The following is a 15,742-nucleotide window of genomic DNA, read 5'->3' on the forward strand; positions in this document are numbered from 1 at the left end:
AAGTTAGGTGGATTGCAGCAGCTTGGCATGATCTATGCTAGATTCTATGCAGTGGCAGTTCGTCACTCATAATTATTAGGAGTAGCATCATGCCTACCATTACCCCAGAGATAAAAGCCAATTTAACGGCAACCGCTGAGCGCCAAGGCTTTAGTGAATCCACTGTTACCGATTTATACCTAGCTTTAGTGCGTGGCAATGGCACTATGGCACAATTTAGCAGCCCTGAAGTGGGTGGCGCGGGTCAGTGGATGCGCGGCGGTATGCTCATGGTGGGAGATATGTTTAATAACAATCTCAAAAACCGCGTAGGTGCATTATTTAATGACCTTGTGACTATTTATGAACAACGCCCTATTGCGGAAGTAGCTACATTCGTACCACACTCTGCCAATGCTGAGGTAGATCCTGATGCCAAAACGTCTGAAGGTATTCCCCTAGCATGGGGTCAACCTAGTTCTAGTGGTTCTCAAAATGACACTCGCTATGCCTATTACCCTCAGGCTAGACGCCTTTTAGTAGCGCGTAATGATGAATCTTGGGTGTATGACACTGGTGATCATCAAATTGGTGGTGTACAACAACAAAATGATTGGGGTGCTATGACCTTCACCAGTCAATATGGTACTGTGAACCTTAATAGTTTACCCGTGGTGATGAAAGACGGTAAGCCATTGTAATCCTTATTTATTTTTCAGGGGTAGTAATTAGTTGCCACCCCTATTACTAGCATAGCTAAACTGATTAGACTGCGACCGGAGCTTTAATCGCTGGATGTGATTGATAGTTCAAAACGGCAATATCTTCATATTGAAACGCAAATAAATCTTTCACAGCTGGATTTAACTGCAAAGTAGGCAAAGCATAAGGCTCGCGGCTCAGTTGAGTTTCCACCTGCTCCGTATGATTCAAATATAAATGCGCATCGCCTAAGGTATGCACAAAATCCCCTACTGCTAAATCACATACTTGCGCCACCATATGGGTCAATAAAGCATAAGAGGCAATATTAAACGGCACGCCTAGAAATATATCGGCACTGCGCTGATAGAGCTGACAGGATAATTTCCCTTCCGCCACATAAAACTGAAACAATGCATGACACGGTGGCAACGCCATTCTTGAGACTTGTGCCACATTCCACGCACTTACCATTATACGGCGTGAGTCTGGATTAGTTTTGAGTTGCTTAATGACTTCACTGATTTGATCAATATGACCGCCCTCTGGTGTCGGCCAACTACGCCATTGTGAGCCATAAACCGGACCTAATTCACCGTTTTCATCCGCCCACTCATCCCAAATACTAACTCCATGCTCTTGCAAATAGCGCACATTAGTACTGCCCTGCAAAAACCACAGCAACTCATAAATGATCGATTTCAGATGCACTTTTTTAGTGGTAACGAGCGGAAACCCTTCCGCTAAATTAAAGCGCATTTGATAGCCAAACACCGATTTTGTGCCCGTTCCGGTGCGATCTGCTTTAGTCACACCGTGATCGCGTACATGGCGCATCAAGTCTAAATACTGCTTCATGCTTTACCCTTAGATTTACGCTGATAGGCTTGCCATATAAAAAATCCACCCAATAAAATCATAGGGATAGTGAGTAATTGCCCCTGTGTAAGCCAACCAAACGCTATATAACCTAGTTGAATATCCGGTTCACGCACGAACTCAACAATAAACCGCGCCACACCATAGCCAATTAAAAATAAGCCTGAGATAGCCCCCATCGGTGGCGACATACGCCGATATACATTTAGCAGAATAAACAGCACTATCCCTTCCAAAAAGGCTTGATAGAGTTGGGAGGGATGACGCGCTAAATCATCGACCTTCGGAAACACCATGCCCCAAGGCACATCGGTCGGACGCCCCCATAATTCACCATTAATAAAATTACCAATGCGTCCGGCGAATAAACCAATTGGAATTAACGGCGCAACAAAATCAGCAATGGCAAAAAATGGCTTATGCCATTTCCAAGCGGCTACTATCATGACGGTAATGACACCAATTAGACCACCGTGGAAACTCATCCCCCCATCCATAATTTGGAAAAAGGTTAAGGGATTGGCGACAAAGGCTTTGAGGTTATAAAACAACATATACCCTAAACGTCCACCGACAACGACGCCTATCGCTCCCCAAAACATCAGATCATCAATATTGTCGGGAGTTAAAGGGCTATTGGGCTGTTTAGCGCGACGCTTACCTAGAATCAAAAAGCCCAAAAAACCCACTACGTACATTAATCCATACCAGTGAACTTTCAGTGGTCCTAAGGAAATGGCTACCGGATCAATTTGTGGATGCACCAACATGCTTTAAATCACTCAGCTAAAAAATAATTGTTGTAATGCAACCCCAGCATCAGGCTGCTTCATAAAGGCTTCACCGACCAAGAAACTATGCACCTCATGATCACGCATGAGTTTGACATCGGTGGTGGTGTGAATACCGCTTTCTGTTACCAGTACTACACCTTCAGGTACTAAAGGCAAAAGTTCCAATGTAGTTTCTAGGCGTGTTTCAAATGTTTTGAGATTACGATTATTAATTCCAATCAGGGGCGCATTAAGGGGTAAAACACGCTGTAACTCAGCAGCATCATGTACTTCAATTAATACATCCATGCCTAATTGTAGGCTTAAGTCGTATAGGCTTTTGAGCTGTTCATCATTCAATGCCGAGACAATCAACAGTACACAATCCGCCCCCATTGCTCGCGCTTCATACACTTGATAGGGGTCAATGATGAAATCTTTACGAATTACGGGCAAAGCACATACTTCGCGTGCCGCTTTTAAATACTCAGAATGCCCTTGAAAGTATTGCTCATCGGTCAGCACCGATAAACACGCCGCCCCTGCCTGAGCATATTGCACAGCAATCTCAGCGGGATTGAACTGTGAGCGAATCACACCGCGACTAGGGGACGCCTTTTTAATCTCAGCAATAATAGCGGGTTGCCCTTGCATTAATTTTGCCTGCATATGCTTTAGGAAACCGCGTACTGGGCTGGCTTGCGAAGCACGTACTGCCATCATTTCGCTAGGCACTATTTGCGAGCGCTCAGCTACTTCTTGAACCTTAGTCGCTAAAATTTTATCTAGAATAGTACTCATGCGTTAAAGCTCTGAGTGAGATTAATCAATTGCTGCAAGCGTTTAGCCGCTTCGCCACTATCAAGCGCTTGTTGTGCCAACTCAATACCCGTAACATGGGAGGCTGCACAGCCTGCTACATATAAAGCAGCCCCTGCATTAAGACACACAATATCGCGTGCTGCACCCGACTCGCCTTGTAGGACTTGATGAATCAGTTGGGAACTGTCGGTACTGGTATGGACTTGAATAGCACTTAAGGGGTAACGCTGTAAGCCGAAATCCTCAGGGGCAATATAATACTCACGAATTTGCCCGTCTTTTAGTTCAGCCACTAAGGTTTCACTGCTTAAGGAAATTTCATCCAACCCATCTAAAGCATGGACTACCATCACATGACGACTACCAAGCTTTTGTAGTACTTGCGCCAGAGGTTTGACCCACTGCTGACTAAACACACCTAGTACTTGATTAGGTGCACCTGCTGGATTGGTCAAAGGCCCTAATACATTAAAAACGGTTCTAACCCCTAGCTCACGGCGCGGTCCAATAGCATATTTCATTGCACCATGATGGCGTTGGGCAAATAGAAAACCTAAACCCACTTGATCAATACATTGGCTCACTTGCTCAGGGGTAAGATTAATATTAATACCGAGCGTTTCGAGTACGTCCGCACTACCTGATTTACTCGAAACCGCGCGATTACCGTGCTTAGCGACCTTAGCCCCCGCAGCAGCTGCAACAAAGGCAGAGGTAGTAGAGATATTAAACGTACCACTTGCATCCCCGCCCGTACCGCAGGTATCCACTAAATAATCCTTTGCGGTATTAACTGGAGTTGCTAATTGGCGCATCACTTGAGCCGCAGCACTGATTTCATCGACTGTCTCACCGCGCACTCGCAAGCCAATTAGAAAGCCACCGATTTGGGCAGGTGTGGCTTCTCCCGTCATAATTAAGGTCATGGCACGAGTCATATCCTCACTGGATAGGGTCTGACCTTCGGTGATTTTTTGAATATAACTCTGAAATTCCATGTAAGCCTCATACACGCTTCGCTGAAAGCGTGCATGCTATCATGGTAGCCTTAGGCAGGGAATGTCTAAGCTGCAATACCCACGCTAGGTATTTCACTTTAGTTTTCATATTAGTTAATTAAGGTTTATACAATATTCATTAAACCGTCATAATTCCGTCAAACAAACTTCATAGAGCTTAATAACAATAGCCGGGCTATTAAAAACTATTATGGAGTCCCTCATGCGCTTGCCTACCCCACTCAAACTATGCACGTTTGCCTTAGCTATTTCCTTAGGCTTAAGTGCCTGCGATGATAATGACAGCAATAACACCACTATTAACACCAGCAATTATAACTTTAATCGCATTGCCTCCTTTCCGGTATGTTCGCAGCTCGACCTCAACTGCAATGTTGATGATGAAACCGCTGCTGAAATTGTTGCTGCTAGTAGTGATGGTATGACACTGGTGTATACCGATAGCCCTAACCAATCGATTGGTTTTGTGGATATTACTGAGCCTAGCAAACCTAAAGCAGCAGGCAAATTGAAAATGAGTGGCGAACCGACCTCAGTTGCTATCAAGAATAATTATGCTTTAGTGGGGGTGAATACCTCAGCTGACTTTATTAATGCTAGCGGTAAACTCGCAGTGATCAATGTCAGTAGTAAAGCACTACTAGGTTCTATTGATATGGGCGGACAACCCGACTCTGTAGCTATTAGTCCAGACGGTAAATATGCGGCGGTTGCTATTGAAAATGAGCGCGATGAAAGTGTAACGGATGGTGCTCTCCCTCAAGCACCCGCAGGTTATCTAATGATAGTGGATATTCAAGGTGAACCGACCACTTGGAAAGCTCGTAAAGTCGATCTCAGTGGCATTGCTGCCCTAGCAGGCGGTGACCCTGAACCTGAATATGTGGATATTAATAGCAATAATATTGCAGCTGTCACCTTGCAGGAAAACAATCATATTGTATTGGTCAATCTAGTGGATGGTAAAATCGTCACTCATTTTAGTGCAGGTAGCGTAGAACTCGATAAAATCGATGTAAAAGAAGAAACCCCTGCACTCATTACCACTAATGGATCGCTGAATGCGGTAGCCCGTGAGCCAGACGGCATTACATGGCTGTCCAATGAGCTATTCGCCACCGCTGATGAAGGTGACTGGCAAGGTGGTAGCCGTGGCTTTACTGTCTTTAATACTCAAGGGTCAGTGGTCTTTGCTGCGGGCAATAGTATGGAACATCAAGCCATACGTATGGGGCATTACCCTGATGATCGTTCTAAGAACAAAGGTAATGAGCCAGAAAATGTTGAATCCGCTACTTTTGATACTAATAAATTCTTATTTGTAGCTTCCGAGCGTTCCAATAGTGTATTTGTTTATAATGCCAACACCGCTAGCCAACCGGTATTAAAACAAGTATTGCCTGCTGGTGCGGGCCCTGAAGGGGTATTAGCCATTCCCTCACGTAATCTCTTAGTAGCAGCGAGTGAAGTGGATGCGCGGGATGATGTGATTCGCTCAGTGATTAATATTTATCGCTATGAAGATAAAGCGGCCACTTACCCCACTATCAGCGCTAATGACGATGCTAACGGCAATCCTATTGCATGGGGTGCATTATCTGGTCTTGCAGCAGCGCAAGATAATAATACAGTCTATGCTATCGATGATAGCTTTTACCAACAGAATCGTATTTTCAAACTCGATCTAGCTAGCCAACCGGCTAAACTCAGTGTGGCGGCTAAAATAAGTGATACCAATCAGGTGTTGGCTAAAGTCGCGGTCACAAACGTAGATGCTTCAGCTAAAGCCACCGATGCTAGCCGCAAAGATGTGTTTGATTCTGCTGATCTAAAAGCCCTGATCAATGCTGATTACACAGTCAATCTAGACCCTGAGGGGATTGCAGTAGCCAGTGACGGTGGTTTTTGGATCGCTTCTGAAGGGTCAGGTACGGTGGGGGATAGCAAATACCCGGTGAATAGTGCCAATTTGCTGCTTAACACCAATGCCAATGGTGTGATACAGCAAGTTATCCCCTTACCTGCCGAACTCAATGCAGTACAACTGCGCTTCGGTTTTGAAGGTGTAGCGGAATATAACAACAAAGTTTATGTAGCCTTCCAACGCGCTTGGAGTAAAGAAGCTAATCCACGCATCGGTATTTACGACACGATTAGTAAAACGTGGAGCTTCGTATTTTATCCACTAGATGCTGTGGCTTCACAAAATGGTGGCTGGGTAGGTTTATCTGATCTTACCTCGCTTGGCAATGGTCAATTCCTAGTAGTTGAGCGCGATAATCAAGGCGGACCTGATGCTGCCATTAAACGTCTTTACCGCATTGATACCAATGGCGTGACAGCCGGAGCCACACTCAAGAAAACTCTCATACGTGATCTGTTACCTGACCTAAAAGCTACCGGCAGTCCAGTCATGGAAAAGATTGAAGGATTGGCAATACTCGCTAATAAGAAGGTATTGATTGTTAATGATAATGATGGTGTGAAAGATAATAATGGTGAAACACGCTTGATTAACTTAGGCACAATTTTACCCTAAACTAACCTTGCAAAATCAAAGATAAAGAAGGCTATGATAGCCTTCTTTCTCCTTGCACAGTACAAATAGGTTATAGATTGCGCTGAAAAGCCACTACCTTTAACGCTAATAGCCTTGCTACCTCACGACGTAGATTAGACTTAATTTGGTCGGCCTCTTCTTGTGTGCCGAGCACATATTCACTGTCATAGGCTTGCACCTGTGACTGCGCCACGCTATCGGTTAATACCTGTGCTGTGCCCTGACGTTTGAGACTAAAACTAGCCTCAGTAGTATAGCGAAATGCACTTACTGCACGCGTCGCCGAGTAGCCCGACACCCGCCGCGACTCTAGGGGCGCTTGTAGCGTTAATAAGATCTCAGCCGTCGTAGCATCACTCAACACCGCACCTCGTGCTTGCAAGACTGAGCGCACTAAGCTACCAAACTCAGTATTATTTTCGCCCTCTACGGCTACTTTTAATGACTGCATCGCTATGGGGTCAGAGCCACGCAAATGAAAACCTGTCTCGCCACCACAGGCACTTAAGATCAGTGTGAGCCATGCCCACACTAAGCCTGTCATTAGAGTCTTACGCTTAAGCATTTTCACTGGCCACAATATTAACTAAGCGCCCCTTCACCACAATGACCTTATTTAAGGTCATTGTTTCTAAATACTTTTTCACATTCGGATGCTCTAATGCTGCCAACTTGACCTGAGCCTCATCGTCAGAAGCGGCTACTTTTACCTTACCCCGTACCTTACCATTAACTTGCACAATTAACTCTAAGGAATCTTGTACCAAAGCAGACTCCACTACTTCAGGCCAAGCCACATCCACAATGGCTTCACTATGCCCCAAAGCTGCCCATAACTCATGGCAAATATGTGGCGTAATTGGAGACAGCATTAAGGTAATTAACTCTAAAGCCTCTTGTACTACTGCACGTCCTAGCTCGGATGGGTCATTGAAGCGACTAATTTCATTGATCAACTCCATATTCGCAGCGACTGCGGTATTAAAAATCTGCCGCCGTCCCATATCGTCAGTAACTTTTTGTAAGGCTAAATACACTTTGCGGCGTAGCGCACTTTGCTCTGAATTTAGCTCAGCCCCTGTCAGTAAGGTAGTACTCACTGTCCCCAAGGCAACATGATCAAACACTTGCCGCCAAAGACGACGTAAAAAGCGTTGCGCCCCCTCAACCCCTGAATCAGACCACTCCATACTCTGATCAGGTGGTGCAGCAAACATGGAGAATAAGCGCAAGGTATCCGCGCCATACTTCTCAATCATTTCCTGCGGGTCTACGCCATTATTTTTGGACTTGGACATTTTACTCATGCCGCCATGTAACACGGGTTGTCCATCCGTATTCAGTACTGCTTTTAAAATGCGTCCTTTTTCATCGCGTTCTACTGTGACATGAGCCGGTGAGTACCATGTCTGTCCGCCCTCAGCCCCTTCACGATAAAAAGTATCGGCTAAGACCATGCCTTGAGTCAGTAGATTAGTGAAGGGTTCATCCGACTCTACCAAATTACTGTCACGCATGAGTTTATGGAAGAAACGCGCATAGAGTAAATGCAATATCGCGTGCTCAATACCACCAATATATTGATCCACAGGTAACCAATAATTCGCACGCTCATCCAGCATGGCGGTGGTGTTATCAGGGCAGGCATAACGGGCAAAATACCAAGACGACTCAAAGAAAGTATCAAAGGTATCAGTTTCGCGGGTGGCAGGTTTACCGCAGCTAGGGCAAGTAGTTTGATAAAACTCCGGCATGCGCTTAATCGGTGAGCCACCGGTTTCATCAAAGACTACTTGTTCAGGTAATACTACAGGCAAATCTTTTTCAGGTACAGGTACTGCACCACAATCAGCGCAATAAATAATCGGGATAGGACAGCCCCAATAACGCTGGCGTGATACGCCCCAATCCCGTAAGCGATAATTGACTTGGCGGCGTCCCCAATGCAGTTCAGAAAGTACATTAGCAATACGCTCAAACGCCTCTTCTGAGCTTAAACCACTAAATTCACCTGAATTAACTAATACTCCTTTCAGGGTGTAAGCCCCTTGGCTCACATCAATGTCAACGCCTTCACTAGGAGCTATCACCTGCTTAATCAGTAGGTTATGTTTGGTCGCAAACTCCCAATCACGCTCATCATGAGCCGGAACTGCCATTACTGCACCTGAGCCATAAGACATCAGGACAAAATTTGCCACCCAAATAGGTACACGATCACCGGTCAAGGGATGAATGGCTTCTAAGCCGGTTGCCATACCACGTTTTTCCATGGTCGCCATATCGGCTTCGGCTACTTTAGCTTGCTTACAAGACTCAATAAACTCAGCTAACTCTGGATTATAACTCGCGGCACGCAGCGCCAAAGGATGTTGTGCCGCTACCGCGACATAGGTAACACCCATTAAGGTATCGGGGCGGGTGGTAAATACTGTTAAACGTTCATCCGACCCTTTAATACCAAACTCCAGTTCCAAGCCCTCAGAACGCCCAATCCAGTTTTCCTGCATAGTGCGCACTTGATGCGGCCAACCGGGAAGATTTTTAAGCTCTTCTAATAACTCATCCGCATAGGCGGTAATGCGTAAAAACCATTGATCAATTTCACGTTGCTCAATCAAAGCACCTGAGCGCCAACCACGCCCATCAATCACTTGCTCATTAGCTAATACGGTTTGATCAACAGGGTCCCAATTGACCGTCGATTTTTTACGATAGACCAAACCTTTTTCGTAGAGCTGAGTGAAAAACCATTGTTCCCAGCGGTAATATTCTGGTTTACAAGTAGCGATTTCGCGTGACCAATCAATACCTAAACCCATAGATTTTAATTGACCACGCATATAGTCAATATTGCGATAAGTCCATTCAGCCGGAGGGACTTTATTTTTAATCGCGGCATTTTCAGCGGGAAGCCCAAACGCATCCCAACCCATTGGTTGCAACACATTTTTGCCCTGCATGCGTTGAAAACGGGCAATCACATCGCCGATGGTATAATTACGCACATGCCCCATGTGCAACACGCCGCTAGGGTAAGGGAACATCGACAGGCAATAGAACTTTTCTTTATCAGGGTTTTCGGTGACCTGAAAGGTGGCCTGTTTGTCCCAATACTCTTGTACTGCGGGTTCCAGCGTTTTGTGGTTATATTGTTCCTGCATGGTTGTCATGAGTCTGCAATGTGAGTTAGAAAAGGTGAAGGATATAAACTTTGTGGTATTTATGCCAGCGTCACATGAAATACTTACAACGAATAATCTGCATCATAGGGCTGAGCACCTTGCACAATCGGCAAAGTCATTGCACCATCCCAAGCGCTCCAGCCTCCATTCATCAAGCGCACATCTTGATAGCCCAAACTTTTCAATTGCACAAAGCCCAAACTCATCCGGAAACCATCATGGCAGTATAGATAAACCGTTTTATCTTTAGGGATAGCTTGATACAGCGTGGCTAGCTCTTCTGCCGATTTCCAAGTTTGGCTTTGACCATCAGTTCCCTCCAAACTCACAATATTAAGCGCCCCCGGAATATGCCCGCCCTGCACTGCATGACGAATGGTTTTACCGCTGTACATATCCGGTGGGCGAGCATCCACTAATACAATATTGGCATCACGGCGCGACACCACATCCTCATAAACATCCATCCACTCGACAAAGAGCTGAGGATTAGGGTCTTTCAGGGTAACAGTACCTAGCTTGGGTACAGGTGTAGGTGCTTTGGTTAACTCATTAAAGCCTGTCCAACCAATAGTGCCACCCTCCAAAATTTTAACCTTACTCATGTCATAGCCAAATAACTCTAATAGCGCATATAAACGTGAAGCTAATGCGGTACTGGAGTCATCATAAAGCACAAGAGTGGAGTCATTATTCACGCCCCAAGCACGTAAGGTTTGCTCGAAAGTGCTTTTACTTGGAAAGCGCATAATGGGTTTAGCCAGATTATCGCCCAGATCTTTAAAGCGCTGGACTTGAATCGCGCCTTCAATGTGTCCGACGGTATAATAGCGGTGGGGATGGTAACGTACTTCGAGAATAACGAGATTAGGATTACTCTCTTTTTCAGCCGCGAGCCAATCTGCATCCACTAAAAAATCGCGCCCTGCTGCGCTAGCGGTTGATAGTAAGATAACAATTAATAACGTAGCGGCACTGATACGCCTGAGTAATAGCAACATGATGATCCTCCTGGTACAGTGGCACGGGTGCGCCACACCCGCTAACTAGATAGCTCCCAACGCTAGCATATCAGCAGGACTAGAGTTATATACCGAAAGGATTGGCATGAGGTGGAAGTGGCTGAACGCTGATATGTAGACTAGCGGCTAGAAAAAACTCAGCAGCTCCTTTACAAAGAAGGGCATTATAGCAAACTACCGTTTACAATAACCGCCAACCAGCGCACTCAACTCAGTACAAGGATCACCGAACACTATGAACGACATTACCCAATCCACTTGGTATCAAGGGCACATTGAGCCGCTGATTGCTGAGCATGGCATGTTTCCTCCGCCTTGGATTTACCAGCCTGACTCTCACCCTTATTCTATTGGCTGGCGCATGGGTGGCGGTGAAGATTTCATTACTCTTTTTTGGCAATGGTGGAACAGTGCTCAAATGAACGAGCAACAGCGTATTGAATATTTTAAATACTTTCCCGCTCCACCACGTTGGTATGAATGGATAGCTGATGCGATTTGGGATTTAGACCCGTTTGAAGACCCCGCAGCGTTTGACTACAGCCCCTATTTCGAGCGCTTAAAGGAATTAGGGTTTATCGGGGTCGATCAGTTTGAAGACGATATTGGACGAGAGGCAGGTTAAAGCCATTCTAATTCTGTTAGATCTATTAATTAAACCTTATGACTTTAATAGGGTATAATCAATTTCATCTATCATTTTTTTACAATCTCGCACCAGCTTTTGCTCATCAAAAGATAAACTCTCCAAACTATTCAAATAGACAAAATACTCTCTTACAGAATCAATTAAAATTTCAACAAATGAGGTTTGATCTTTGTTTTCCTCCATAAAATCCCTTAATACTTCAATATTGGATTTTAACTTTTCAATCGACTCAAAATCATTGTTTTTATAACCACCATCTTCTGTCATTATTGAGCTAACTATATTAGCAAACTTCAAATTCAAGTCAGCTAGCTTGGCAGTACTTTTTCCTAAACCTTCTTCATTCTGATCTTTTAAACCAAAAGCCAAGTCATATAAAAGCATAGCATGCAACCGATAAGTTTGTTCATGTCTCAGTTTTTTAATTAACAATCTTTGTCTGTCTAAATCTCTAATTTCATCTTGTACCTGTAGCATAGATCTTTCTAGGTTTTTTAAAAAATCTTTAGCTTGATTATAGGTTCCTTGCATAGTAACTAAATAGTAGGCAGTTATTATCACTACCACCAGCGTGACAATAGCAACTCCCTGAGTCATCAACCCATCAATGGCTTCTCCATCTGAGAATTTCACAGAGAAAAGACTAATAATATTTGTTTTTAAGGCAATAGCATTTATAAAAATTAATAAACACCATACCGCATTTGCAAATAGTAGCATTGCTCCTAAATTAATAACATCTGGAGAATAATATACTTTAGTAGACTGTCTTAATGCATAGCGTCTTTTTAAATAGACATTTCTTAACCATAAGCCTAAAAATAAACTAAAGGCAAATAAAAAAGACAACATTGGACTAACTTCATTTATAGACAACCCCATTTGCCCATAAAGAAAAAAAACACTTAAACATAACACAATAGCAATAGGTATAATATGGATAATATAAAGCTTATTCTGTAACCATAAATATATCTTTTTATTGAGCTTGAAACCAAAGCTATATTTACTCATATATTTTCCACCCAGCTTTTAAAAAAGCCCACATCAAGATCATACTTGCTAATAAACATATTGCCACTATCGGCTCTTTCTTGATTAAAGAAATTAAAAAACTCATTTTCAATAATATCTTTATAGGCACTAAATAACTTTATTCTTTTTTTATTAACTGATTTTTCCTCAATCAAATATTTTGCTAGAGCAAAACCACAAACATCACTTTTAGTCCCTTCATAGTCACCCCAAAACGCAGGCTTTTCTAAACCTTTTGGCACAGGCATTCTAACATCTAACAAAAATAGACAATCGTTAAGATGACTATCATCTAATTTAGATATAGTACTAAAAAACTTTTCTGTGGCTCCCTCACCACAATAAATTTTCTCATCATCCCATTGTATTAACGTTGAATCTTCTAGTTTATTTAATTTCTCTACAAAAGCCTTAACAAACTTCCTTATAGTTCTTTCATCATCAACATAATATAAACTTAACACTACTCCACTCCTATCACAGGTATTTCTAATAAGAAGGTTTGTATATAACTATTGCCTTGCACTTTTGGTTTTAAGGCTTCACACCTTATCCCATGCTTAGAACATAAGATATTAACAACTGCCAAACCTAACCCCCCCCCCGAATTTTGCTTAACACCTTTAGCTCTAAAATAAGGTAAAAATATATTTGATCTTTCTATATCACTCATAGCATAGCTAGTGTTATTCGAGATCTGAACTCTTAATAATTCTTCGCTATCAGAAAAACTAACATCAACAAAAACAGTATCAAACCCCTGCTCTGTATACTTTATTGCATTATGTAGCAGATTAAAAATTATTTCTATTAAAGCACTAGCCATATCTTTTTTTACAGTTAGCCTTCGAGCTAAGTCATTATAACAATCTGACTTTGGCTCTGGCTCAATTATTATTTGAATACCTTGTGCTTCTGCCCAAACATACAAAAAATGCAATTTTTTTATTATAGCATCTAAATTTGGTTTATCTAATGACTCTTCAATTTTGATAGTTCCAGGTTTAGAAATCCAGCTATAATTACCATTAAGAATTTTAATGTTTTCCACCATAGAATGAAGTACTTTAGCACTAGCATAAATACCTTCTACAATTTTTCTATTTTCTTTACTAAGAGCTTTATACTCATGCTCTATCATTTGAATAGGAGTAGCTAACTCATGTACAATAGCGCGATTAAAAAGCTCCTTTGCCCTTTCAGCATTTTCCCATAACAGTAAAGGTGCGAGTCTTTGTGCAGCATGCTTGAGGAGACGCACACGGTAATCATTAAAATAATCTTTTTCTTTAGCATGTACTACCATTAAATAATGCCTATCATGAGCTTTAAAATGTATACCTACCCATGAACCTATTTTAGTTAGCCACTCTTTTCTAGCCTCAGTAGTGGCATATAAACTTGTCGAATCACCTCCTTTTTCCTTGATCCAGCTCTGAAAATCTTGAATAATATAACCGGCTCCAATATCTGACTCTAAAGCCTCTTTAAAAGGCGGGAGGTTATTAAAGTATCTTATTTTTTTTCTATCATCAGCTATTTCACCTACTCCGCTAACAACATGAAGTTGTTCATACTCCTCTGCTCGCAAAAAATACCAATTTATTAAATCTTGACTATAGAATTTTTCTTGCTCATTTTTATGGATACTAGAAATATTACACCATTCATTAGTCATTAGAACTTTTACTACACTATCCACACTTGTTGATTCAGAACTTTCAATGTGAGCTTTCAATACTTTAGAGAGATTAGTATTCCATTCACGTAGCTTTTTTTCGATCTCGTTTTCTAGTAATGTGAAAAGCTTTGGTATTAACTGTTGCGTAAAATAACCACGCATTTGCTCCATTTCCCCTATTGTCAAAGGAGCCAAGCCAGAGGATTTATCACCTACCAAGCTAAAAGGAGATACTACCTCTGGTGGTAAATGGTCTATACGTTGATCAATAGCTAATAAACCTAAGACAATTACCTTAGATGTATTCTTATTTTTACCTCGTATAGGTATTAAAGCCCTTGCCCCTGCACTCCCCCACTCAATAATAGGGCAGAAACAATCTTTATTATTTTTATCACTAACATCATGTAAGGTATAGAAATTACTATTAAGAGCATTTTCGGATAGAGCTTCAATAATATGCTTAGAGTCCTGCTCATTTGTTTTACAAACTAATTTATGATCATACCAATTTTGCCCAACAAAAAAACCACTCCCTGACTCATAAAGAGGCTTAAGTAAATATGATTTTTTTATATGCTCTGGCATATCATCACTATAAAGCTTCATTACCTTATAAAGGCGTACTCTAGTGATCCCCCATTTTTTGAGATGGATTATTACTTTACCCATAAATGATGACAAACTATCATGAGCACTTAACGGGGTAGCTAAATACTCCTCCTGCATGACTTGTCGCGTTAGCCAGTAGTAATGATGACTATCGTAAAGACGTGAATAAACCCATGCATTAATTTCACTATTCCAGTCCTCTCTTGAGGACATTCTAATTTTTGAATTATCACGCTGCTTTTCGTCTAAATCCACTTTGAGCAACCTTAAGTTAACACTTTGCCTCTCATTAAAAGGGATTGAAAAAGGTGATTCCCTAGATGATTCATTACCAAAAACAGGATCAATACTATTATTTTTTTTATGAATAGTTACCGCAGGCGCCAGCTTATTAAAGGCTTTCCATAAAATATCTTTCTCCGATATATAACCATCATTTGAACTGGCATCACTATATAATTTTATATTATTTTCACCATCAACCCTTCTTAAATCATCATTAATCTTAACAAGATCAACAGGCTTTTGATAAGTTAATTTAAAACCATATTTAGCCCCTAACTTGTGACTATTGAGCTTACCAGAGACAAAAATAACTCTATCTTTAAGACTATTTTCTTCTAAAAAGAATACAATATTTTTAATACTAGGTATTTTTCCATCTAAAATAATATAATCTGCGCTATTTAATAGATTAATACTAACTTCATTTATACTGTTTATATCTAAAATTTTAACCTTCCAATCTAAATAATCAGCAAACATTTCAATATGGTTGGTAAAAGTATTATCATCATCTATTACTAATATATTTAGACTCATAG

General features: G+C 41.9%; 13 protein-coding genes. 3 read left to right on the forward strand and 10 right to left on the reverse strand.

What is annotated here, in order from left to right; genetic code table 11:
• The first annotated feature begins 89 nt into the window (after window positions 1-89).
• A complete protein-coding gene (locus IPL34_RS15495) occupies window positions 90-680 on the forward strand; it encodes an SHOCT domain-containing protein (RefSeq protein ID WP_296842355.1) in 591 nt (196 codons plus the stop codon).
• A 64-nt stretch (window positions 681-744) separates the two neighbouring features.
• On the opposite strand, the gene IPL34_RS15500 is transcribed toward IPL34_RS15495, so the two are convergent.
• The 4 genes from IPL34_RS15500 to trpD are packed head-to-tail and all read right to left on the reverse strand — an operon-like array spanning window position 745 to window position 4,153.
• Entirely contained in the window at window positions 745-1,539 is a 795-nt protein-coding gene (locus IPL34_RS15500; RefSeq protein WP_296842356.1) for a thymidylate synthase, read from the reverse strand.
• A complete protein-coding gene (gene lgt, locus IPL34_RS15505) occupies window positions 1,536-2,330 on the reverse strand; it encodes a prolipoprotein diacylglyceryl transferase (protein WP_296842357.1) in 795 nt (264 codons plus the stop codon). The genes IPL34_RS15500 and lgt overlap by 4 nt, the downstream gene beginning before the upstream one ends.
• A gap of 12 nt (window positions 2,331-2,342) precedes the next feature.
• A complete protein-coding gene (trpC, locus tag IPL34_RS15510) occupies window positions 2,343-3,134 on the reverse strand; it encodes an indole-3-glycerol phosphate synthase TrpC (protein ID WP_296842358.1) in 792 nt (263 codons plus the stop codon).
• Window positions 3,131-4,153 carry an anthranilate phosphoribosyltransferase gene (gene trpD / locus IPL34_RS15515; RefSeq protein WP_296842359.1) on the reverse strand — a complete coding sequence of 341 codons (1,023 nt, stop codon included), beginning with the start codon at window positions 4,151-4,153 and terminating at the stop codon, window positions 3,131-3,133. Before trpD ends, trpC begins: the two co-directional genes overlap by 4 nt.
• A 223-nt stretch (window positions 4,154-4,376) precedes the next feature.
• Here trpD and IPL34_RS15520 point away from each other — a divergent pair, with 223 nt between their 5' ends.
• Window positions 4,377-6,713: an esterase-like activity of phytase family protein gene (locus IPL34_RS15520; RefSeq protein ID WP_296842360.1), complete on the forward strand. Its 2,337-nt coding sequence runs from the start codon at window positions 4,377-4,379 to the stop codon at window positions 6,711-6,713.
• A gap of 70 nt (window positions 6,714-6,783) precedes the next feature.
• On the opposite strand, the gene lptE is transcribed toward IPL34_RS15520, so the two are convergent.
• From lptE to IPL34_RS15535, 3 genes are all read right to left on the reverse strand, one after another.
• Window positions 6,784-7,299, reverse strand: a complete 516-nt coding sequence (lptE, locus tag IPL34_RS15525) for an LPS assembly lipoprotein LptE (protein WP_296842361.1) — start codon at window positions 7,297-7,299, stop codon at window positions 6,784-6,786.
• Complete coding sequence (gene leuS, locus IPL34_RS15530; RefSeq protein ID WP_296843076.1) at window positions 7,292-9,898, reverse strand: leucine--tRNA ligase; 2,607 nt, start codon at window positions 9,896-9,898, stop codon at window positions 7,292-7,294. The genes lptE and leuS overlap by 8 nt, the downstream gene beginning before the upstream one ends.
• A gap of 83 nt (window positions 9,899-9,981) precedes the next feature.
• Complete coding sequence (locus IPL34_RS15535; RefSeq protein ID WP_296842362.1) at window positions 9,982-10,920, reverse strand: sulfurtransferase; 939 nt, start codon at window positions 10,918-10,920, stop codon at window positions 9,982-9,984.
• A 256-nt stretch (window positions 10,921-11,176) separates the two neighbouring features.
• Between IPL34_RS15535 and IPL34_RS15540 the strand changes: the two genes are divergently transcribed.
• Window positions 11,177-11,566, forward strand: coding sequence for a hypothetical protein (locus tag IPL34_RS15540; RefSeq protein ID WP_296842363.1), 390 nt, complete (start codon window positions 11,177-11,179; stop codon window positions 11,564-11,566).
• 36 nt (window positions 11,567-11,602) lie between these two features.
• Here the strand turns inward: IPL34_RS15540 and IPL34_RS15545 are convergent, their stop codons facing one another.
• The 3 genes from IPL34_RS15545 to IPL34_RS15555 are packed head-to-tail and all read right to left on the reverse strand — an operon-like array spanning window position 11,603 to window position 15,740.
• A complete protein-coding gene (locus tag IPL34_RS15545) occupies window positions 11,603-12,604 on the reverse strand; it encodes a hypothetical protein (protein WP_296842364.1) in 1,002 nt (333 codons plus the stop codon).
• Window positions 12,601-13,089, reverse strand: coding sequence for a hypothetical protein (locus tag IPL34_RS15550; protein WP_296842365.1), 489 nt, complete (start codon window positions 13,087-13,089; stop codon window positions 12,601-12,603). Before IPL34_RS15550 ends, IPL34_RS15545 begins: the two co-directional genes overlap by 4 nt.
• Entirely contained in the window at window positions 13,089-15,740 is a 2,652-nt protein-coding gene (locus IPL34_RS15555) for a HAMP domain-containing sensor histidine kinase (protein WP_296842366.1), read from the reverse strand. Before IPL34_RS15555 ends, IPL34_RS15550 begins: the two co-directional genes overlap by 1 nt.
• Window positions 15,741-15,742 lie beyond the last annotated feature (2 nt).

This window comes from Thiofilum sp., assembly GCF_016711335.1.
Lineage (GTDB): Bacteria > Pseudomonadota > Gammaproteobacteria > Thiotrichales > Thiotrichaceae > Thiofilum.

Bases quoted from the DNA above. Each gene is read 5' to 3' on its own strand.
- IPL34_RS15495 (WP_296842355.1), top strand. From the start codon at position 90: ATGCCTACCATTACCCCAGAGATAAAAGCCAATTTAACGGCAACCGCT.
- IPL34_RS15500 (WP_296842356.1), bottom strand. From the start codon at position 1,539: ATGAAGCAGTATTTAGACTTGATGCGCCATGTACGCGATCACGGTGTG.
- lgt (WP_296842357.1), bottom strand. From the start codon at position 2,330: ATGTTGGTGCATCCACAAATTGATCCGGTAGCCATTTCCTTAGGACCA.
- trpC (WP_296842358.1), bottom strand. From the start codon at position 3,134: ATGAGTACTATTCTAGATAAAATTTTAGCGACTAAGGTTCAAGAAGTA.
- trpD (WP_296842359.1), bottom strand. From the start codon at position 4,153: ATGGAATTTCAGAGTTATATTCAAAAAATCACCGAAGGTCAGACCCTA.
- IPL34_RS15520 (WP_296842360.1), top strand. From the start codon at position 4,377: ATGCGCTTGCCTACCCCACTCAAACTATGCACGTTTGCCTTAGCTATT.
- lptE (WP_296842361.1), bottom strand. From the start codon at position 7,299: ATGCTTAAGCGTAAGACTCTAATGACAGGCTTAGTGTGGGCATGGCTC.
- leuS (WP_296843076.1), bottom strand. From the start codon at position 9,898: ATGCAGGAACAATATAACCACAAAACGCTGGAACCCGCAGTACAAGAG.
- IPL34_RS15535 (WP_296842362.1), bottom strand. From the start codon at position 10,920: ATGTTGCTATTACTCAGGCGTATCAGTGCCGCTACGTTATTAATTGTT.
- IPL34_RS15540 (WP_296842363.1), top strand. From the start codon at position 11,177: ATGAACGACATTACCCAATCCACTTGGTATCAAGGGCACATTGAGCCG.
- IPL34_RS15545 (WP_296842364.1), bottom strand. From the start codon at position 12,604: ATGAGTAAATATAGCTTTGGTTTCAAGCTCAATAAAAAGATATATTTA.
- IPL34_RS15555 (WP_296842366.1), bottom strand. From the start codon at position 15,740: ATGAGTCTAAATATATTAGTAATAGATGATGATAATACTTTTACCAAC.